Here is an 18,873-nt window from a genome sequence, read left to right as displayed (position 1 = left end):
CTCCTCAGCCGACCGTGGCGGGACGGCCCGCCCGCTCGGTGGTGGCCATTTCGGGTCGGCCGGCGCGGAGCTCGACACGGCCGATCCGGTTGTTCTCGAGCCCCCCGATGTAGAGGTAGCCGTTGTGCTCGCGCATCGACGTGATGGTGGAGTGCTTCTCCCCGCCCGGATCCCAGTAGGCTTCCAGCACCTCGCCGGCATCCGACACCTTGACCACGCACCCGTGGTTCATGCTCGGGTAGAGCCATTCGTCGCGCGGAATGCGCTTCATCATGCGGCGCCGGAAGGTGGGCATGCGCATCGCGAGGTCGTAGGCGGGTGAACGCATCCCGTTGAGCGCCACCCAGTAGGTGCCGTCGGAGGCCCGGTTGATGTTGTCCAGGTAGCCGGGGAAGTTGTCCATGAAGATCTCCAGCTTGCCCTCGTTCGGCCCGCTGTGCCAGTACCGCAGGATGCGGCACAGCCAGGTCTGCGCGATGAGCAGCGACTCGCCGTCGTGGCAGCTGCAGATCCCGTTGGGGAACACCAGATCCCGGATCACCGTCCTGGTCTTCCCGGTCACGGGGTCGTAGCAGAGCAGCCGCCCGTTGGGCCTGCCCTCGACGCCGTCGAGGATCCAGTCGGCCATGTCGAAGCGGGTGGTGGCCTCGCTGAACCAGACCTTGCCTTCGGGCGTGATGTCGAGGTCGTCGGCCATGCGCAACCGCGAGTCGTCCCGCAGCCGGGCCCACGTCCGGTTGGTCTCGTCGGAGAGCTTGCGGTGCTTGCCGTCCGGGGACACGGAATACAGACCCATGCCGCCGACGCACACGATCAGGTTCTCGTCGGCGTCGAACGCCATGCCCAGCGGGTGCCCGCCGATGCGGGCGAAGACCTCGCGCTCGCTGAAATCGGGTCCGGAGAAGCGGAGGATCCAGCCTTGCCGGGTACCGCAGTAGACGCGTCCCTGCGAGTCCACGATCACGTCCTCGGGTCCCTCGACCTCACCGAGCCCGATCGCTTCCGCGTCGCGCAGCCGGTCGTTGATCTCGAACGGGCTGCCCGAGCCTGGCCGGACGTCCGGCAGCGGGCCGTACTCCACCAGGGTCGGGTTGACGTAGGTCTTCTGGATGGCCTTGCCGCGGTTCTTGCCCCACTTGGTGTCCAGCCCCACGGCGACGATCAGCACGACGGCGAGCACGGTCTGCAGGACCTCGCCGCCCACGTCCATGAGCAACAAACCCTTGCCCAGCAGGCTGATCGTCGCCGCGCCGATGAAGGCACGCCAGACGGTACCCTTGCCGCCGGTCAGGCTGATGCCGCCCAGGATGACCGCGGTCAGCACGTTCAGCTCGAGACCCTCGCCGACCCGCGCGCTGGCGCTGCTCAGCCGCGCCGCGTAGAACACGCCCGCCAGCGCGCACAGCGCCCCGGCGAAGACGTAGCTGATCAGCAGGACCCGCTCCACGCGGATGCCGGCATGGCGGGCGGCCCGACGGCTCGCGCCGACCGCGGTGATGTGCCACCCGAGTCGCGACCTGCTCAGCACGATGTGCCCGATGACGAGCACCACCAGCAAGGTGACGAAGCTGAACGGCAGGCCGGCGACCTTGCCCGTGCCGAACCAGTCCCACACCGGGTCCATGACGAACACCGACGCGGTCTTGGCCGAGTAGTGCAGGTCGAGCAGGTTCAGCACACCCCGGAAGATGATCAGCGTGACCAACGTGGTCAGGAACGGCCGCGCCTTGAGGTAGGCGACGATGGTGCCGTTGGTGGCGCCCAGCACGGCACCGGCCACCAGCGTCAGCAGGATCGCCGGCACGACCGGCAACCCGACGACGGTGATCAGCAGGATCGCGATCATGTTGCACAGCCCGAACATCGAGCCGACGGACAGGTCGATGCCCCCGGAGATCATCACCACGGCCATGCCAAGGCAGATCAACGAGATCTCCGCGAGCTCCGCCGCCGTCGACAACAGGTTCGCGGAGGTGGCGAAACCCGGGGCCGCGACGGAGAAGAACACGATCACCGCGATCAGGATGGCCAGCGGGATGGCCGGCTCCATCCACCTCTTTTCGAACAGCTCGGCGAAGAACTGTTGCGGCGAGGCGCGGTAACGCAGGTGGCGAAGCCGGTCGCGAACGGTTTCGTGCTCTCGGACGTTGCGCTCAGGTGGGCGGCGGCGCGGGGTCGCGGGCCGCACGTCCGCAGTTGCCGTCATGGTTCTCCCTCTCCGGAGCTGGGGCGCGCCGGGACGCCGCAGGCGGGAGGCGTCCCGGCGGGGATGGGATCAGCGAACGGTCAGCCCGTCGTTCTTGCCGTCGTAACACATGTTCGGCTGGTTCCAGTTGCTCTTGTCGATCTTCACCAGCGGGGTGTAGTCGGCGATCCGGGCCGTGCCGGGGGCCTGCCCGGACTGGACCAGGTACTTCGCGATCGCCACGATGTCCGTGCCCTGCGTCGGCACCGAGTAGCCGTAGGACTGGAAGAACATGCCGTCGCGCACGCCCTCGCAGGCGATGTTGCTGTGGTCGGAGGTGAACACCTTGACCTGGCCGAGCTTGCCCGCCTCCTTGATCGCGGCGGCCGCTCCGTACTGCATCTGGTCCCAGAAACCCCAGCTGGCGCACAGGTTCGGGTGCTGCTGGATCACCGTCGCGGTGATGTCGTGGGCTTTCGTCCGGTCCCAGTTCGCGGCCTGGGTCGACACGATCTTGATCTCCGGGTGCTGGTCGAAGACCTCCTTCGCGCCCGCCATGACGTCGAGCGTGAACCCGGAGGTGGCATCACCCTGCACGATCTGCACCTCGTGCGACGTCTGCGTGCTCGCACCGCACTGCGCGACGATGTCGGTGGCGATGCGGCGGCCGAGGTCGATGGTGTCGGCGCCGACGAAGGCGTCGGACTTGTAGTTGCTCACCATGTTGATCTGGATGACGTAGATCCCGGCCTGCTGCGCCTGCTGGATGAGCTTGGCGAGGATCTGCACGTCGAAGTTGTGCACCACCAGGACAGCCGGTTTGTCGTTGATGAGCGACTGCACGGCTTCGGCCTGCTTGGCGGTGTCCCAGTTGGGGTCGCGCAGCACGTAGTTCATGCCGGCGGCCTTGAACCCGCGCTCCAGCTGCCGGTTCCACTCCTCCATCAGCGGGGTGCCCATGCCGACCGGCACGAACGCGGCCGTCTTGCCCTGCAAGCTGTTCAGCGCGTGGTCGCGCAACTCGCCTGCGGAAGCCGTCGGCGGCACTTGGTTGTTCCCCGCGGCCGCGGTCTGGGCGCTGCCCCCGGTCGAACAGCCGGTGACAGCCAGCACGGCGGCCGCGGCGAGCCCGCTGATCCGCAGCATCCGCGATTTGCCGATTCGCATGGCAGGACCTCCTTGTCCTTGGGTCGAAATTCGATGTCCGGGCTCAGTCGCCCTGGCGGACGGTCTCCTCGTCACGCGGGTGCAGCCGGTTGTCCAGCACGAGCGCCGCGAGCAGGATCAAGCCCTTGATGATGTCCTGCTCGTGAGTGTTCATGTTGAGGATCGTCATCCCGTTGAGCATCACACCGATCAGTGCCGTGCCCACGACCACACTCAGCACGCTGCCCCGCCCACCGACGAGGCTGATGCCACCGACCACGACGACGAGCAGCACGTCGTAGATCAGCGAGCTGTCGATCACCTGCGTGTTGAGCCCGCCGACGGAACCGGCGACGACGAGACCGCCGACGAACCCGATCGCCGCGCTGGTCATGTACTCGAAGATGGTGAGCAGCCGGACGGAAATACCGGACAGGGCCGCCGCGCCCGCGTTGTCGCCGTGGGCGTAGATGAACCGGCCGGTCTTGGTCCGCGACAGCATGACCTGCGCCAGCACCGCGGTCACCACGAACACGATGATGGGAACCGGGATGCCGAACAAGGTGCCCTGACCGAGGGCGACGACGAAGTGCCGGTCGCCGGGCAGTTCGGCGATCAGTCCATCGAGGATGGTTGTGCGCGCCAGGCCGTAGACGAGCAGGCCGGAGGCCAGTGTCGCGAACAGGGCCGGGATCTCGGCGAACGCGATCAGGAAACCGTTGAACAGTCCCATCACGAGCACGATCCCGATGCCGACGAGCAGCGCGACTGGCGTGCTGACTTCGGTGCGCATCAGCTGGATCGCCACCGCGGTGGCGACGCCCATCGAAGCGATGAGAGAGAGGTCCATACCGCGCGCGATCACCACGACCGCCATCGCCACGCCGAAGATTCCGAGCGACGACACGCTGCGGACCAGGTTGACGAGGTTGTTCAGCTCGAGGAAGCCGTTGAGGGTCAGGCCGAACACCACGAAGAGCGCCACGACCACCACGAGGACGATTTGCTCCTGGGAGATGTTGGCCAGCAGGCCGGATCGCCGCCGTAAAAGAGTTCCGCTCATCGCCACTCCGTTGTCCGATGGCTCTGTATCGATCGGTCAGTACCGACGTCGGACCGAACGGTACAGGTGATCTGCGGCGAGTCAATCCCTGATCGCGCAGCCACGCTCGGACTTCACCCAGATGAGTGACGGCGCTCACAAAGTGCTGGATACGCCGCGTCGTAGACCTGCTGTCGCGTTGCTGCGCACGGGTACGCGGACTGGCCTGCGGCCGGCTTCGTCCGTCAATCGCTGTCGTGCGATCCCTATACTGATCGGTACACTTGTACCGATTGGCGAGACGGGGAGGAACGATGACACACCGGCGGGACACGTCGGGCGAGTCGACCCACGAGCGAATTCTGCGCGTCGCGGCCGAGATCTTCGCACGCAAGGGTTATCACGCTACCGGCGTCGCCGAGCTCGGCGAGGCGGCCGGTCTGCAGCGTGGCGCTCTCTACTACCACATCCGGTCCAAAGAGGACCTGTTGTACGACCTGTCGAAGCGCCACGTCGAGGAGGCGCTCGAACGGGGCAGGGCCGTGGTGGCACAAGACATCCCTGCGACGGAGAAGCTGCGCGCGCTCGCCAGGGAGCACTTGCGGATCATGGCCGCGCGCTGCGACGAAGTGACTGTGGTGATCCGGGAAATGCACGCGCTGAGCGGCAAGCGCGCGACGCAGCTGACCGCGCTGCGCGACGAGTACGAGAACCTCTTCGCCGAGGTGCTGCGCGAGGGGGTACGCGAAGGAGTCTTCGCCAGTGCCGACCGGGTGGTCGTGCTCGGCGTGCTGGGCATGTTCAACTGGACCCACGTCTGGCTCGACACCGAGCGCGGCCCGCTGTCCCCGGAGGACATCGCCGACCGGCTCACCGACCTGGTGATCCACGGCCAGCTCCGGCCCACCCGGCACGTCGCCCACCCGACGGCGGCACCCGCCGCAGAACCGGCTCCGGCCGCCATCCCCTGACCACCCCGCGGCCGCCGGCCCGGTCACCGGCGCAACCGGCGAGTCCACGGTCCGGCCGAGGCGCCGACCGCCGGTTCCGTCGCGGCCACGATCTGTTGGCCCGCCGCGCTACGCCTTCTCCCGGCCGCGGCTCCCACCGCACGGATCGTCCCGCCGCGCGGCCGACCCATCGGCCGCCCCAGCGGATCGCGTCATCGCCGAGCCCGCCCGCAGCCTCCGCGGCCCGGCCGACCGGACCACCTACTTCTTCTGGCGGCGGCTCCCGCCGTGCCAGTCCTCCTGCCGCCCCACGTCACCCTCCCGCACGCCGAACGACAGCAGCTGGGGACGTTCCCGGAGGCTGCGCTTCAGCTCCGCGAACCCGGGGAACCGCGCCAGCGCCACCACATGGTCCCAGAGCTCGAGCGCCTCCTCCTCGGCGGGCAGACGGCTGATCACCGGCCCGAAGAGCGCGGTGCCCTCGGGCGGCTCGAAATGCAGGATGGGCGTGCCGACGTCCTTGCCGGTGAGCGCCAGGGCGGTGTCGGTTTCCGCCTGGATCTCCGCGTCCCAGCCGGAGTCCTCCAGCGCGTCCGCGTAGTCCTCCGGCAGCCCGCATTGCCGCAACGCCTCGATCGCGAGCGCCTGGGTGCCCCGGTGCACCGCGGCGGCAACGCCGCCCGGCACCGGTTCACGCTCGAAGGTCTCCGCGCCGAGCACCTCGTAGAACGACCCGATCGGGTCCGGCCCGTGCGCCTGGCGGATCCGCGCAGCGACGCGCAGCAGCTTCAGGCCGGCAGTGTGCGACGCCTCGTACTCGGGCGGGAAGTGCGCGGCGTAGTCGATGTGGCTGTTGAGCAGCCGCAACGAAATGAACCGCCATTCGACGTCGTAGCGCTGTTGCCGGGCGACGATCCGGACCCATTTGCTCGCCATCCAGGCGAAGGGGCAGACCGGGTCGAAGTAGAAGTGCAGGTCAGCGTCGGCCATGCCCTCACCCTACTCTTCTGGACCACTCGGTCTGCCCGATCGCCGGTTTATGTCAAAGCTCACAGGAAGTCCCTGGATCGCACCCCTACTCTCTCTTGTACCGATCGATACAGACAGGAGTCACCCATGCCCGAGCATGTCCAGCTGACAGTGGAGGACGGCGTCGGCGTCGTCCGCCTCGACCGGCCACCGGTGAACGCCCTGAACCGGACCGTGCGGGAGAAACTGGCCGAGGTCGCCGTCACCCTGACCGCCCGCGAGGACATCCGGGCCGTCGTGATCCACGGGGGGACCCAAGACCTTCGCCGCCGGCGCCGACGTGCGCGAGCTCGCGTCGGCGTCCCACGCCCAGATGGTCGCGCAGTCGCGGCAGATCTCGGCGGGCATCGGTGCGCTGGCGTCGGTGCCGAAGCCGACGGTCAGCGCGATCACCGGGTACGCGCTCGGTGGCGGGCTGGAGATCGCTCTGAGCACCGACCGCCGCATAGCCGCGGACAACGCGAAGCTCGGGCTGCCCGAGATCCTGCTCGGCGTGATCCCGGGAGGCGGCGGAACCCAGCGACTCGCGCGACTGGTGGGCGAGGCCGCGGCGAAAGACCTCGTGTACACCGGCCGTTTCGTCGGCGCCGCCGAAGCCCTGGAGATGGGCTTGGTCGACGAGGTCGTGCCGGCCGAGGAGACCTACGACCGGGCTTACGCCTACGCAGCCCAGTTCGCCGAAGGACCGACGCTGGCCTACGCGGCGGCGAAGAAGGCCATCGAGGACGGGCTCGACCTGAACCTGACGTCGGGCCTGAACCTCGAGTCGGAAGTGTTCGCCGGACTGTTCGCCACGGACGACCGCACGATCGGCATGGAGTCCTTCCTCGAGCACGGCCCGGGCAAGGCCCGGTTCACCGGACGGTGAACCTGTTGCCGATGGTACTTGTTTATACCGATCGGTACACGCATAATCGCCACTTGATAGGCAATTCCAGACCGATCAGTACACACGCGGTGTCGCGCGAGGAGGTTGAGCGACGATGCTCAGCGGAACGACCCAGGTGGGTCAGGGCACGTCCGGGGGCTCCGGCGTGATCGGCCCCGACGGACTGGATCACCGGCAGCGTGCCACCCAGGTCACGGTCGCGGACCTCTACGAGCGGGGGTACCGGCAGTACGGCTCCCGGACCGCCGTGCGGGACGGGGACACTGCGATCACCTACCGCGAGCTGGGCGAGCGTGTCCACCGCATCGTCGGCGGGCTCACCGGCCTGGGAGTCCGGCGCGGCGACCGGGGTGTCCTGCTGCTGGGGAACTGCCCCGAGTTCTTCGAAATCGAGCACGCGCTGTTCCTCGGCGGGTTCGTGCGGACCGCCCTGAGCATCCGGCTGCACCTGCGCGAGGTGGTGCACATCCTCACCGATTGCGCCGCTGCGGTGGTGTTCGCCGCGCCGGAGTGGGCCGAGCGGCTGGCCGGAGTGCGTGACCAGCTGCCCGCGCTGCGGCACGTGGTCACCGTGGACGGCGGCCCGGGTGACACGACGCTGGACCGCTTGCGCGAAGCGGCACCCGCGCCCTACACGCGGCCACTCCCCCACGAGCCGGCCGCGATCCTGTACACGAGCGGGACGACCGGGATGCCCAAGGGCGCGACGCTCAGCCACGCCAACTGGGCGGCGATGGTGCGCAACGAGCTCCTGGAGCTGCCACCGGCCCGCGACGACGACCTCGTGCTGCACGTCGCACCGTTGAGCCACCTCAGCGGGTACGTCGCGCCGTCGTATTTCGTCCGGGGCGCGACCCACCTGACCTGTCCGAAGTTCGACGCGACCGAAACGCTGGAGCTGGTCGAGCGGCACGGGGTGACGATCCTGCCCATGGTGCCGACGATGCTGAACCTCCTGGTGCTCGCAGCCGAACGGCGCACCGGGGACTACGGGTCGCTGCACACCGTCGTGTACGCCGGATCGCCGATCGCGCCCGACCGGCTGGCCCGGGCACGCCAGGTGTTCGGGGACGTGTTCATCCAGTTCTACGGGCTGAGCGAACTGCCCATCCCCATCGCCTGCCTGTCCCGGCAGGACCACTCCTTCGACCCGGCGAGCGGGATTCCCGCACGCCTGGCGAGCGCCGGCAGGATCAGCCCGTTCGTCGAGGTCAAACTGGTCGACGACGCCGGCGCCGAGGTGCCCCACGGCGAGGTCGGCGAGATCACCGTGCGCGGCGACCAGACGATGATGGGTTACTGGCACCTGCCCGAGGCGACGGCGGACATGGTCGACGCCGAGGGCTGGGCGAGCACCGGTGATCTCGGGCGGTTCGACGAGGACGGCTACCTCTACATCGTCGACCGCAAGAAGGACATGGTGGTCACCGGCGGGTTCAACGTGTACCCCACGGAGATCGAGAACGTCGTGTCGACCTTGCCCGCGGTGTCCGAGGTCGCCGTCATCGGCGTCCCGGACCCGGTGTGGGGCGAGGCGCTCAAGGCCGTCGTCGTGGTCCGCGACGGGTACTCGCTGACCCCGGAGGACGTGGTGACGGTCTGTTCGGCGCACCTCGCGAGCTACAAGAAACCCCGGTCCGTGGAGTTCGTGACCGAGCTGCCCAAGACGGGTTCGGGCAAGATCATGCGGCGGCAGCTGCGGGACCGGTACTGGACCGCCGGTGACCGCAAGGTCGGCGGTTGAGCGAGCTCCCGGCGGAGCCCAGGCCTGTCGAGGACCTGTTCGAGGTCGTCGACACGGCCGCGCGGCTGCTCGGCGGCCCCGTGGTGGTCGAGGACGCGGACTTCCGCGTCCTGGCCTACTCGGCGGTCGCCGGGCAGCCCAACGACGAGGCGCGGCGGTCGGCGATCCTCAACCGCCGCACCCCCGACCGTTGGTTGCGGTGGATGGAGGAGTCCGGGATCCGGCACCGCCTGCAGCGCGACGACCGGCTCATCCGGCTCGACGCACCCTGGCCGTCGCCCCTGCGGCGCTACATCCGGCCGGTCCGATCGGACGAGCGCGTGGTGGGCTACCTCTGGCTCATGAGTGGCGACGCGGAGCTGGCCCCGGACGTCGAACGCCTCGCCCGCGACTTCGCCGACATCGTGGCCCCCGAACTCGCCCGCCGAAGCGCACGGGACGCGCACCCAGGGGCTCGGCTGCTCCGCCGGTTCCTGGGCGGGTACCTGCCCGCCGCCCAGCTGGCCCAAGAGCTCGAGGTCGACGGGGACGACGTCGGCGCCGTGATCCTGGTGTTCGGGAGCGGGACCCAGCCCCTGGGCGCCGTGGCGCTGCGCGCGCTGTCCCGGTACGCGCGGATGAAGCCGCACACCTGGCTCGCGGGCGCCCTCGGCGCGCGGACCTACCTGCTGCACGTGGCGCCGGAACTGTCCGAGGCCACCGTGGACCAGCTGGTGCGGGAGACCTCGGCGGAGCTCGCACGCGCGGCGCGGGCACCGGTGTGCGCTGCCGCCGGTTCGGCCGTGCACGGGCTCGCGTCCGCGCTCCAGTCCCGCGAGGAGGCCGACCTGACGTTGCGCGTCCTCCAGGCGCGCGACCGCCGCACCGGCTGCTTCAGCGCCCTGCGGCACGAGGTCCTCCTCCACGAGGTCGTGTCCTTCCTGCGGGCGCGCCCCGTTCTGACGCGCGGTCTGCTGGACGGGCTGAGCACGCACGATCGCCTGCACGGCACCGACTACCAGCGGACCCTGCGGGTGTACCTCGACTCGTTCGGCGACGTCCGGCGCGCGGCGGAGGTTCTGCACCTCCACGCGAACTCGATGCGGTACCGGCTCAAACGGCTGGCCGACCTGGCCTCACTCGATCTGGACGATCCGGACGCGAGGCTGGCCGTGCAACTCGTTCTCGCCGCGATCCGATCGCCGTGACTACCCGGCGTCCGCGAGCCGCCGCGGCTGATCCCGCAGCGATGCGCGCCGGACCTTGCCCGTCACCGTCTTGGGCAGATCGGGAACGTAGTCGACGATGCGCGGGTAGGCGTGCCGTCCGATCTCCCGGCGCACCAGGTCCTGGAGCTCGGCGGTGAGGGCCGCGGACGGGGTGGCCCCGGCGGCGAGGACCACCACGGCGCGCACCACCGATCCGCGCCGCGGATCCGGGGCCGCGACCGCCGCCGCCTCGAGGACCGACGGGTGCGAGGTGAGCACCGACTCGATCTCACCGGGTCCGACGTTGTACCCGGCGGTGACGATGACGTCGTCGCCCCGTCCCACGAACCACCACCGGTCGTCCTCGTCGAGCCGGACGACATCCATGGTCCGGAACCACTCCCCGCCGACCAGGCGGGACTCCCACAAATCCCGGGCGTTGGCGTAGCTGCTCGTCAGCTGATAGGGCGGGCGCCGGAAGACGATCTCTCCCTGGCCGGGGCCCTCGACGAACTGCCCGTCCTCGCCGAGCAGGCGCGCCTCCCAGCCGGGGACGACCCGGGAGAGCGAGCCGGGCACCGTCTCCCTGGCGTCGTCGGCGAGGTCGGCGAGCACCATGCCCAGTTCCGTCTGGCCGTATCCGTCGCGCAGTGGTGCCTCCGACAACCGCCGCCACCGCGCGGCCGTGTCCGCGTCCAGGGGCTCCCCCGCGCTCACCGCACAGCGGACCGAGGACGGGATGCCCCGCTCAGCCGCGGCCACGACCAGCCGGCGGTAGGCCGTGGGTACGGAGGTCAAGCAGGTGACCCCCTCGCGTTCCACGACGTCGAGCCAGGCATCCGGATCGAAGTCGCCGGTGTACATGACCCGGGCGACCCCGCGCACCATCGGGGCCGCACCGGTGGACAGCAGGCCGAACGACCACCCCGGGTCCGTGGTGGTGAACAGGAGGTCCCGCACACCGGCCGTCACGCTGTGGTCGAACCAGGGCAGCAGCGAGATCACGCCCGCGTGCGGGATGACGCACCCCTTGGGTTCACTGGTCGTCCCACTGGTGAACATGACGACCGCCGTCTCGTCTGCCGCCGTGTCGGCCATCGGCGTGACTGGGTAACCGGCGTCGAGCTCGGCCGAGAAGTCCCGGTCCCCCTCGAGCGGACCCGCCCCGTCGGCGCCGGGGACGGTGAACACCTGGATGTCGCGCCGCAGCAGCGGCCGGGCGGCCTCCAGGACCTGCCGCCAGCGCTGGTCGACGACGACGGCCTCGACTCCGGCGGCGTTGAGCCGCTGCGCGACGGCGTCGTGCCCGAACCCGCAGAAGAGCGGGACGTAGACCATCCCGGCGTGCCACGCGCCCAGCGCGGCGATCCAGGCCTCGACCTGGCGGGTGAGGATCGCGCCCACCTTCGCCCCGCGGCGCAGCCCCGCGGCGACGAAGGCATCGGCGGCGCGGCGCGCCTGGCCGAACAGGTCGCGGTAGGTGTGGCGCTGTGAGCTGCCGTCCGGGTGGCACATGACGAGCGCGAGCCGGTCGGCGTCGGTGGCCCAGCGTCCACAGCACTCGTGGGCGAGGTTGAAGCCCCGTTCCGGGTCCTGGTCGAGCGTGCCCAGGACGCGCCTCCACTCGTCCGCGGCAGAGCTGCCGGACTGTCCCATGTGTACTCCTCCTCAGGACCGGGTGACCGCTTCGCCACCACGGATCAGCGGACGGCCGTTCTGGTCGGCGGCCAAATCGGCCACGATCCCCGCGCCGTCCGCCCCACGGACCGAGCCCCGGACGACGATTTCCTCTTCCGGCACGCCGAAACCGCGGAACTGCACCGCGATCCGGCGCAGGGCACGGGGATCACCACCGGCCGCCGTCATCACCGCGCGAGCAGCGATGCCCATCGTGTACAGACCGTGCAGGATGTTGCGGGGCAGGCCCACTCCGCGCGCGTACTCCTCGTCGACGTGGATGGGGTTGAAGTCCTCCGACGCCCCCGCGTACCGGTGCGGCAGGTACCGGTCCGGGGTCACGGTGAGCTCGAAGGTTTCGCCTGGTGTCACGTGCCCGCTCCCGTCATGCCGAGGTGACCCGGGGACGGTCGACCGCGACGCCCGTCTCGATCAGCTCCGCGATCTCCCGCTCGGCGAAGCCCCAGTCGGCCAGCGCGGCCCTGGTGTGCTCACCCGGGGAACAGGGCGGTGACTGGATCGAGCCCGGTGTGCGGTCGAAGCGCGGGACGGGAGCGGGCTGCCGCATGCCGAACTCGGTCACGTAGGTGCCCCGCGCCTTGAGGTGCGGGTGCGCCATCGCCTCGTCCACGCTGAGCACCGGCGCGAAGCAGACGTCGGTGCCCTCGAACACCTCCACCCAGTGATCGCGCGTCGCGGAGGCGAAGATCTCGGTGAGCCGGACCCGCAGGGCGGGCCAGCGGGACCGGTCGTGCTGCGGCCACTCGCCGGGGTCCAGGCCCAGCCGGTCCAGGAGGAGGGCGTAGAACTGCGGTTCGATCGAGCCGATCGTGATGTACCGGCCGTCGGCGGTGACGTAGGAGTCGTAGTACGGCGCGCCCCCGTCGAGGAAGTTGTCCTCCCGGTTGCCGTTCCACACGCCCATGTTCATGAACCCGACGATGCTGGCGAACAGGGCCGCGGTGCCGTCGACCATCGCGGCGTCGATCACCTGGCCCCGGTTGGACCGGGCACGCTCGAGCAGGGCCGCCAGCACACCGACGACCATGACCATGCCGCCGCCGCCGAAGTCGCCGACGAGGTTCAGCACGGGCGGGGGCGGTGCGTCCCGGCGCCCGATCGCCGCCAGCGGACCGGCCAGCGCGACGTAGTTGATGTCGTGCCCGGCGGAGGGGGCCAGCGGCCCGGTCTGGCCCCAGCCCGTCATCCGCCCGTAGATCAGCCGGGGGTTGCGTTCCAGCACCGGCCCCGGCCCGATCCCAAGCCGTTCGGCGACGCCCGGGCGGAACGGGTCGAGCAGGACGTCGGCACGGTCGAGCAGGCGCAGGACGGTCTCCTGGCCGCGACGCGCCTTGAGGTCCAGGGCGATCGACCGGCGCCCGCGCAGCAGCAGGTCCAGCTCGTGCCGCTGGTGCTCGCCGAGATCGCCACCGAGGGGCCGGTCGATCCGCACGACCTCGGCACCGAGGTCGGACATCATCATCGCGGCGAACGGGGCGGGTCCGATGCCGCCGAGCTCGACGACCCGCACACCGCTGAGGGGTCCGGACATGTCACCTCCACATGACTGGGACTGTTTCGGATTCGGGGTGCGGCTGGGCCGCTTCCGGGATCACGCCTGGCCGTCGCTGCCGCGGACGATCATCGTCCACCGCCCGTCGGCGACGGTCTCACCGAACTGGTTGGCCGAATGGGACGAGAACACGAAGAACTCGAGGTCCCTCTTCGCGTAGACGTCCGCGACCGCGGCGCTGGTCGTGATGACGTCGCCGTGGCAGACGGGCGCTCCGAACTCGAACTCCTGCCCGCCGTGGAGCATGCGCGCGTAGTCGATGCCCACGTCGGGGTGCCGGACCGCCGGCCCCATCCACTTGCAGAACACCACCGCGAACATCGGGGGCGCCACGACGTCGCGGAAACCCATCGACCTGGCCACCTCGCGGTCGAAGTAGCAGGCCTCGCCGTGCCCGAGCGCGGTGGCGAACTCCCGGATCTTTTCGATCCCGACCTCGTAGGTCCACGGTCGGAAGGTGCGCCCGGTCAGGTTCCGCTCGGTCATGTCAGCGCAGCCTCAGCACGCTCTTGCCGACGGTCTTGCGCGCCTCGAGGTCCTTCAGCGCCTGTGCGCCGTCTTCCAGCGCGTAGGTCGCGCCGACGAGCGGACGGACGTGGCCCGCCTGGGCGAGCTCGTTCAGCTTCCCGCCGACGCGGCGGATCAACGCGGGGTCGTGCGGCACGTAGTGTCCCCACGCGACGCCGACGGCATCGATGTTGCGCAGCAGCAACCGGTTCGCCGCGATCTGGGGGATCCGCCCCTCGGCGAACCCGATGACGAGGATGCGGCCCTGTGGCCGGATCAGGCGCAGGCTGGCGTCGAAGCGGTCGCCGCCGACCGGGTCGTACACGAGATCGACGCCTTCGCCGGCGGTGCGCTCGCCAACCTCGTCGATCCAGCCGCCGACGAGGATGACCTCCTCCGCCCCGGCTTCCCGGGCGATGCCGGCCTTGCCCTCGTCGCTGACGACCGCCAGGACGCGAGCGCCGAGCCCGCGGGCGATCTGCACCGCCGCGGTGCCCACACCCCCGGCCGCTCCGTGCACCAGCACCGTCTCGCCGGCACGGAGCCGGCCGCGCTCGACGAGACCGAAGTAGGAGGTCTGGTAGTTGACCATCAGTCCGACGGCCTCGTCGAAGCCCATGGCGCCCGGGATCGGCACAACGTGCTGCGCGGGCACCGCCACCGTCGCCGCGTAGCCGCCGCCGTGGCCGGTGAACGCGATGACCCGGTCCCCGGGCGCGACACCGGCTCTGGCGGGGGCCGACCGCACGACCCCGGCGACCTCCAGGCCGGGCGCGAAGGGTGGCTCGGGCTTGACCTGGTACCGCCCGTGGGTCAGGAGCAGGTCGGGGAACGTCACGCCCGCCGTGTGGACGTCGATGACGACGTCGCCCGGTGCGGGCGAGAGGCTGAGCGATCCGATCCTGAGCGCATCGGGACCCGTCGGCTCGCTGACGATCAGCGAACGGACATCCTCGCCTCTCATCGGTGTTCTCCTCACTGGGATTTCCGGACGTTCCTGCAGATCCTGCCCGGGCGCGCGGCACCGTGTCTTCGTCCGAACACCAAAGAGACCGGCGGGTGGTCTTGGTGGATCGTCAAAACCGGGTGGCCAGGTGCGCGCGGAACCGTCGGACCAGCTCGGCGACCTGATCGCCCCGGTCCCAGCCGGCCGCCCCGCCCAGGGCCAGAACGGGAATCCCGACGCGGTACTCGCCGGCCCGGCGCGCGTTGTCCTCGGCAGTCCGCTCCAGCGCCCGGTAGTACTCGAAACCGGCTCGCAACGCGCCGGAAACCGAATCGCCCGGGACCTGCACGACCTGCTCGGCCACTCCCTCACCGCCATCACCGTGAAGAGCGGTCTGGCCCGACGGCTGGCCGTCGGCGCACCTCCCGCGGCGCTGGCCGAGATGGAATCGGTGGAGCAGCTGGCCCGCCGGACGCTGGCCGACGTCCGTGCCGCGGTGTCCGGATACCAGGACGTCACGCTCGCCGGCGAGCTCGCCCGCGGCCGGGAACTGCTGCGGGCGGCCGGGGTCACCGCCGACCTGCCCACGGCCTACGACGCGGTGCCCCCGCAGCGGCAGGAACTGTTCGGCTGGGTCGTTCGGGAAGGGGTGACGAACGTGGTGCGGCACGCACGGGCCGACCGGTGCACGGTCGAGCTGACCGCGACCTCCGTCGAGGTGCGCGACGACGGGGTCGGCGGCCCGGCCGGCGCCGGGTCCGGGCTGAAGGGCCTGCGCGCCAGAGTGGCCGCGGCTGGTGGAGTGGCCGACGAGCGCGGCTGGCTGTGATCGCATCGCCTCAAGAGCCCGAGCCCTCCGATGACGGCTGGGAGGGCCGAAATCGCCCGGCCCGTCAGCGCCGCCGACGAGGAGGGTGTCAGCGGCCGACCGACGCGGATCGCGTCGAGGACGGCGATCGCGGTGAGGCCGAGAGTGGGCAACGCCGTTCACGACCAACCACTTCGAGAGTGGTGCCGTACGAGGCCCGCATCGCCAACCAGCTGTCGCCTGACGTGTACGCCCGCCTCTTCAAAGGAGGTCATCGAACGGTTGCGGGCGATCGCCGGGCTTTCGACGCGATCTCCTACCTCTTCTCCGCGCTTGGTCAGGCAGGTGCAGCTCATCGTGCGGAGCGCTACGCCCCGATCATGCGCTCGACCATCCCAACCCGACGCTCCAGCCGAGCGGAGTTGACACTCGCGCTCGCCTGCCGCGCGTGCCGTACCGTCGCCCGCGCGGCGTCGAGCTCACCTGACCTCGCGAACGCCTCGGCCAGCCACGCCTCGTAGTGCGCGACCTCGCGAACATGCTCCGCCGTGTACTCGCCGATGGCCCGCGAGAGCAACGGCTCTGCAGGGGCCGGCGGCTGGCCGAGCTCGATGAGCACGCGCCCCGCCACGTCGATCTCTTTGCGGTTCATCCAGTAGACCCACTCGGGCTCCTCGACCCCGTTCGAGCGCTCCTCTAGGAATCGTCGACCGCGCCGAATGTCCGGTGCGCCTCGTCGCCGTTCTGGGCGCCCACCCGAGCCGCACCAGGAGCAGGGGCCGCACCCGAAGTCATCTCGCCGTACGCGCCCCTCACCGCCGAGCGCGCCAGGAGCGCCGCGTCGCGCGGGCCACCCACGTTCGCCCCCGGTTGGCCAGCGACGAGAGGAGCTGCCCGGCGAGCGCGCGGTCCCCGGCATTCTCCGCGGCTGAGACGCCGGAAGGGTAGACGTACACGACTTCGCCGTATCGCCCCGCGTCGCTAACGCCCGCCTGCCAGCTGGGACAGCTCCCCGACCGCAACCAGCAACAACGATGTGGTAACTGCTACCTCTGGGCCGACGATGCACTGGTGCGCCGCAACGTGGACCGGGGCATCCGACTCTTTGTTCAAACTGCCGGCCTTGGTCCGCCCCTAGCTAAGAGTGTCGGTGGTCCGAGCCATACTTAACCCGAGTGCAGCGAACTTCCAGTGACCGTAACTCTTCCGCGGCATCTACGGCGTGGGAGGAACCCACCTGGGGCGCACCTCATGGTCGAGTACGCAGCGGAGGAGAAGTGGCGATAGAGCCGGCAGTCAAAGTAGAGCGAGAGGAGTACCTGCTCGCGCAGGTCCGCGAGGCGTTCGGCCGGGTGGTCTACAGCCACAAGACCCACGAGAAGCAAGCGGACATCTGCTTCGGGCGATACCGGTGGCAGCAGGGCGTGCTGGTCGCCTTCACGGCTGTCAGCACCGGCACGTTCCTCGCGTCCGTGCTCGGCATGCTGGGCAATCAGGTCCTGACCAGCCTCGCGACCTCGTTCATCGCCCTCGTCGTCAGCGCGCTGAGCCTCGCCTCCAAGAGCTTCAAATTCAGCGAGGAGTCTGAGGCCCACCACAAGATCGCCTCGCGGCTGTGGGACGTACGTGAGTCGTACCTGTCGCTGATCGCCGACCTGATGTCCGGCGCGACGGCGCCTGCCGCTGCTCGTGCGCGCCGCGACGAGCTCCAGGAGGCCACGCGTGCGGCTTACGCCGACGCGCCCCGGACCACGTCCAAGGCTTACGGCCGGGCGCAGGACGGGCTCAAGAACAACGAGGAGATGACCTTCACCTCCCGCGAGGTCGACCTGCTCCTCCCAGAGGCGCTCCGTCTCAACGAAGGTGAAGCCGGACGATGAAGGTGGACGAGATCTTTGACGCCCTGCTCGAGAACCTGAAGGTCGGCGACGCCAGTACCACCATCGCCGCACGCCGCGACGAGATCACGAAGGCGTTGAACAAGGACTTCCGGTCGATCGAGGGCTCCACGGCGAATCGGCTCATGGTCGGATCCTACGGCCGGCACACCGCGATCCGCGGCGTCTCAGACCTGGACATGATCTACATCCTCCCGGCGAGCCTCCGCTCGAGCTACAGCAGCGAGACGGGACCGCGAAGGCTGCTCAACCGTGTTCGGGACGATCTGACTGCGCGGTACCCGAACACCGACATACGCGTCGACCAGTGCGTCGTTCGTGTGCAGTTCACGAGCAACAAGTTCAAGTTCGAGCTGCAGCCGGCATTCGAGAACAGCGATGGCAGCTTTGACTATCCCGACACGAAGGCCGAGAGCTGGAAGATCACCAAGCCGCGCGAGGAGATCGCTGCAACGAAGGACTGCAACGACCGTACATCGACGAACATGCGCCACCTCGCTCGGATGGTCCGGGCGTGGAAGGACGCGAACGGCGTGGTAATGGGCGGCCTGCTCATCGACACGCTCGTCTACCGGTTCTTCTCGGCCACGTCCGAGTATGACGACAAGGGGAGCTTCTGGTTCGACTTGATGGTCAGGGACTTCTTCGAGTTCCTCATGAACGAGCCGGACAAGGACTACTACCTCGCGCTGGGTAGCAACCAGCGGGTGTACGTGAAGAAGCGATTCCAGCCGAAGGCGAAGAAGGCGTACAACCGCTGCCGCGAAGCCATCGACAACGAGGGCAAGGCCTCAGCGAACAAGAAATGGCGCGAGGTGTTCGGGTCGGCAGTTCCGCTGGAAGTCAGCAAGGCCGCCCGCTCGTTCGACGACACCGAGGAGTTCGTCGAGAGCCGGTACCCCGTGGACATCAGCGAGTCGGTCGCGATCGACTGCAAGGTCACGCAGAACGGATGGCGGACGGCTTCGCTCCGCGAAATGCTCAAGAACAAGACCTTGCTGCTCCCGAACAAGGACCTCGACTTCACCATCACCGAGTGCAGCGTCGCGTACCCGTACGACGTGAAGTGGAAGGTGCTGAACCGCGGAGACGAGGCCGAGCGTCGGAACAACATCCGCGGGGAGATCATCTCGCCCAACCACGCCGGCAACGCTCGACATGAGCGAACCAGCTTCCGTGGCGAGCACGTTGTCGAGTGCTACGTCATCAAGGACGGGATCGTGGTCGCGCGGGACGGCATCGACGTGCCGATCAGCACCAACGCCGCTTAGAGGTCGCAACAAAACGATCTT

The 18,873-nt window shown here is 69.4% G+C and carries 17 protein-coding genes and 1 pseudogene; 7 read left to right on the top strand and 11 right to left on the bottom strand.

Going from position 1 to position 18,873, the window contains the following annotated elements; all coding sequences use genetic code 11:
- Positions 1-4 precede the first annotated feature (4 nt).
- From ACCP09_RS13060 to ACCP09_RS13050, 3 genes are all read right to left on the bottom strand, one after another.
- Positions 5-2,206, bottom strand: coding sequence for an ABC transporter permease (locus ACCP09_RS13060; RefSeq protein ID WP_433746196.1), 2,202 nt, complete (start codon positions 2,204-2,206; stop codon positions 5-7).
- 69 nt (positions 2,207-2,275) lie between these two features.
- The gene (locus ACCP09_RS13055) at positions 2,276-3,352 is read right to left on the bottom strand and encodes a sugar ABC transporter substrate-binding protein (protein ID WP_123686173.1); all 1,077 of its coding nucleotides are present in this window, start codon (positions 3,350-3,352) and stop codon (positions 2,276-2,278) included.
- A gap of 43 nt (positions 3,353-3,395) precedes the next feature.
- On the bottom strand, positions 3,396-4,394 hold the full coding sequence (locus ACCP09_RS13050) for an ABC transporter permease (RefSeq protein WP_433746192.1): 999 nt from the start codon (positions 4,392-4,394) through the stop codon (positions 3,396-3,398).
- A gap of 293 nt (positions 4,395-4,687) precedes the next feature.
- On the opposite strand from ACCP09_RS13050, the gene ACCP09_RS13045 reads away from it, so the two are divergent.
- Complete coding sequence (locus ACCP09_RS13045; protein WP_433746189.1) at positions 4,688-5,344, top strand: TetR/AcrR family transcriptional regulator; 657 nt, start codon at positions 4,688-4,690, stop codon at positions 5,342-5,344.
- A 240-nt stretch (positions 5,345-5,584) separates the two neighbouring features.
- Here the strand turns inward: ACCP09_RS13045 and ACCP09_RS13040 are convergent, their stop codons facing one another.
- A complete protein-coding gene (locus tag ACCP09_RS13040; RefSeq protein ID WP_433746186.1) occupies positions 5,585-6,313 on the bottom strand; it encodes a DsbA family protein in 729 nt (242 codons plus the stop codon).
- A gap of 126 nt (positions 6,314-6,439) precedes the next feature.
- Between ACCP09_RS13040 and ACCP09_RS13035 the strand changes: the two are divergent.
- The 3 genes and pseudogenes from ACCP09_RS13035 to ACCP09_RS13025 all read left to right on the top strand — a co-directional run bounded on the left by ACCP09_RS13035 (position 6,440) and on the right by ACCP09_RS13025 (position 10,172).
- Positions 6,440-7,220, top strand: a pseudogene (locus tag ACCP09_RS13035) (enoyl-CoA hydratase/isomerase family protein).
- A 115-nt stretch (positions 7,221-7,335) separates the two neighbouring features.
- The gene (locus ACCP09_RS13030; RefSeq protein ID WP_433746183.1) at positions 7,336-8,985 is read left to right on the top strand and encodes a class I adenylate-forming enzyme family protein; all 1,650 of its coding nucleotides are present in this window, start codon (positions 7,336-7,338) and stop codon (positions 8,983-8,985) included.
- Entirely contained in the window at positions 8,982-10,172 is a 1,191-nt protein-coding gene (locus ACCP09_RS13025; protein ID WP_433746180.1) for a PucR family transcriptional regulator, read from the top strand. Before ACCP09_RS13030 ends, ACCP09_RS13025 begins: the two co-directional genes overlap by 4 nt.
- Here the strand turns inward: ACCP09_RS13025 and ACCP09_RS13020 are convergent, their stop codons facing one another.
- The 6 genes from ACCP09_RS13020 to ACCP09_RS12995 form a co-directional block, all read right to left on the bottom strand.
- A complete protein-coding gene (locus ACCP09_RS13020) occupies positions 10,173-11,828 on the bottom strand; it encodes an acyl-CoA synthetase (RefSeq protein WP_433746177.1) in 1,656 nt (551 codons plus the stop codon). It abuts the gene before it with no gap.
- A gap of 12 nt (positions 11,829-11,840) precedes the next feature.
- Complete coding sequence (locus ACCP09_RS13015; RefSeq protein WP_433746174.1) at positions 11,841-12,221, bottom strand: MaoC/PaaZ C-terminal domain-containing protein; 381 nt, start codon at positions 12,219-12,221, stop codon at positions 11,841-11,843.
- Positions 12,222-12,234: 13 nt separating this feature from the next.
- The gene (locus ACCP09_RS13010) at positions 12,235-13,401 is read right to left on the bottom strand and encodes a CaiB/BaiF CoA transferase family protein (protein WP_433746171.1); all 1,167 of its coding nucleotides are present in this window, start codon (positions 13,399-13,401) and stop codon (positions 12,235-12,237) included.
- Positions 13,402-13,461: 60 nt separating this feature from the next.
- Positions 13,462-13,908 (bottom strand): FAS1-like dehydratase domain-containing protein, encoded by a 447-nt coding sequence (locus ACCP09_RS13005; protein WP_123686164.1) that lies wholly within the window; start codon positions 13,906-13,908, stop codon positions 13,462-13,464.
- Position 13,909: 1 nt separating this feature from the next.
- Positions 13,910-14,893 (bottom strand): NADPH:quinone oxidoreductase family protein, encoded by a 984-nt coding sequence (locus ACCP09_RS13000; protein ID WP_123686163.1) that lies wholly within the window; start codon positions 14,891-14,893, stop codon positions 13,910-13,912.
- Positions 14,894-15,005: 112 nt separating this feature from the next.
- Positions 15,006-15,239, bottom strand: a complete 234-nt coding sequence (locus ACCP09_RS12995) for a hypothetical protein (protein WP_433746167.1) — start codon at positions 15,237-15,239, stop codon at positions 15,006-15,008.
- Between the two features lie 18 nt (positions 15,240-15,257).
- Here ACCP09_RS12995 and ACCP09_RS12990 point away from each other — a divergent pair, with 18 nt between their 5' ends.
- Positions 15,258-15,704 carry a sensor histidine kinase gene (locus tag ACCP09_RS12990; RefSeq protein ID WP_433746164.1) on the top strand — a complete coding sequence of 149 codons (447 nt, stop codon included), beginning with the start codon at positions 15,258-15,260 and terminating at the stop codon, positions 15,702-15,704.
- A 346-nt stretch (positions 15,705-16,050) separates the two neighbouring features.
- Here ACCP09_RS12990 and ACCP09_RS12985 read toward each other — a convergent pair whose 3' ends face one another.
- Positions 16,051-16,335: a hypothetical protein gene (locus ACCP09_RS12985; protein WP_433746161.1), complete on the bottom strand. Its 285-nt coding sequence runs from the start codon at positions 16,333-16,335 to the stop codon at positions 16,051-16,053.
- A 625-nt stretch (positions 16,336-16,960) separates the two neighbouring features.
- On the opposite strand from ACCP09_RS12985, the gene ACCP09_RS12980 reads away from it, so the two are divergent.
- Positions 16,961-17,563: an SLATT domain-containing protein gene (locus ACCP09_RS12980; protein ID WP_433746158.1), complete on the top strand. Its 603-nt coding sequence runs from the start codon at positions 16,961-16,963 to the stop codon at positions 17,561-17,563.
- On the top strand, positions 17,560-18,852 hold the full coding sequence (locus tag ACCP09_RS12975) for a nucleotide-binding domain-containing protein (protein ID WP_433746155.1): 1,293 nt from the start codon (positions 17,560-17,562) through the stop codon (positions 18,850-18,852). The genes ACCP09_RS12980 and ACCP09_RS12975 overlap by 4 nt, the downstream gene beginning before the upstream one ends.
- The last annotated feature ends 21 nt before the right edge of the window (positions 18,853-18,873 follow it).

The sequence above is a fragment of the Amycolatopsis sp. 3B14 genome, from assembly GCF_050958625.1.
GTDB classification, from domain to species: domain Bacteria; phylum Actinomycetota; class Actinomycetes; order Mycobacteriales; family Pseudonocardiaceae; genus Amycolatopsis_E; species Amycolatopsis_E thermoflava.
This window is presented reverse-complemented; position numbering and strand designations above follow the sequence as displayed.

What these genes read in the sequence shown, in the direction of transcription:
- ACCP09_RS13005 (WP_123686164.1), bottom strand. Translation starts at nt 13,908, where the DNA reads ATGACCGAGCGGAACCTGACCGGGCGCACCTTCCGACCGTGGACCTAC.
- ACCP09_RS13030 (WP_433746183.1), top strand. Translation starts at nt 7,336, where the DNA reads ATGCTCAGCGGAACGACCCAGGTGGGTCAGGGCACGTCCGGGGGCTCC.
- ACCP09_RS13050 (WP_433746192.1), bottom strand. Translation starts at nt 4,394, where the DNA reads ATGAGCGGAACTCTTTTACGGCGGCGATCCGGCCTGCTGGCCAACATC.
- ACCP09_RS12985 (WP_433746161.1), bottom strand. Translation starts at nt 16,335, where the DNA reads ATGAACCGCAAAGAGATCGACGTGGCGGGGCGCGTGCTCATCGAGCTC.
- ACCP09_RS13000 (WP_123686163.1), bottom strand. Translation starts at nt 14,893, where the DNA reads ATGAGAGGCGAGGATGTCCGTTCGCTGATCGTCAGCGAGCCGACGGGT.
- ACCP09_RS13060 (WP_433746196.1), bottom strand. Translation starts at nt 2,206, where the DNA reads ATGACGGCAACTGCGGACGTGCGGCCCGCGACCCCGCGCCGCCGCCCA.
- ACCP09_RS13040 (WP_433746186.1), bottom strand. Translation starts at nt 6,313, where the DNA reads ATGGCCGACGCTGACCTGCACTTCTACTTCGACCCGGTCTGCCCCTTC.
- ACCP09_RS13055 (WP_123686173.1), bottom strand. Translation starts at nt 3,352, where the DNA reads ATGCGAATCGGCAAATCGCGGATGCTGCGGATCAGCGGGCTCGCCGCG.
- ACCP09_RS13020 (WP_433746177.1), bottom strand. Translation starts at nt 11,828, where the DNA reads ATGGGACAGTCCGGCAGCTCTGCCGCGGACGAGTGGAGGCGCGTCCTG.
- ACCP09_RS13045 (WP_433746189.1), top strand. Translation starts at nt 4,688, where the DNA reads ATGACACACCGGCGGGACACGTCGGGCGAGTCGACCCACGAGCGAATT.
- ACCP09_RS13010 (WP_433746171.1), bottom strand. Translation starts at nt 13,401, where the DNA reads ATGTCCGGACCCCTCAGCGGTGTGCGGGTCGTCGAGCTCGGCGGCATC.
- ACCP09_RS12975 (WP_433746155.1), top strand. Translation starts at nt 17,560, where the DNA reads ATGAAGGTGGACGAGATCTTTGACGCCCTGCTCGAGAACCTGAAGGTC.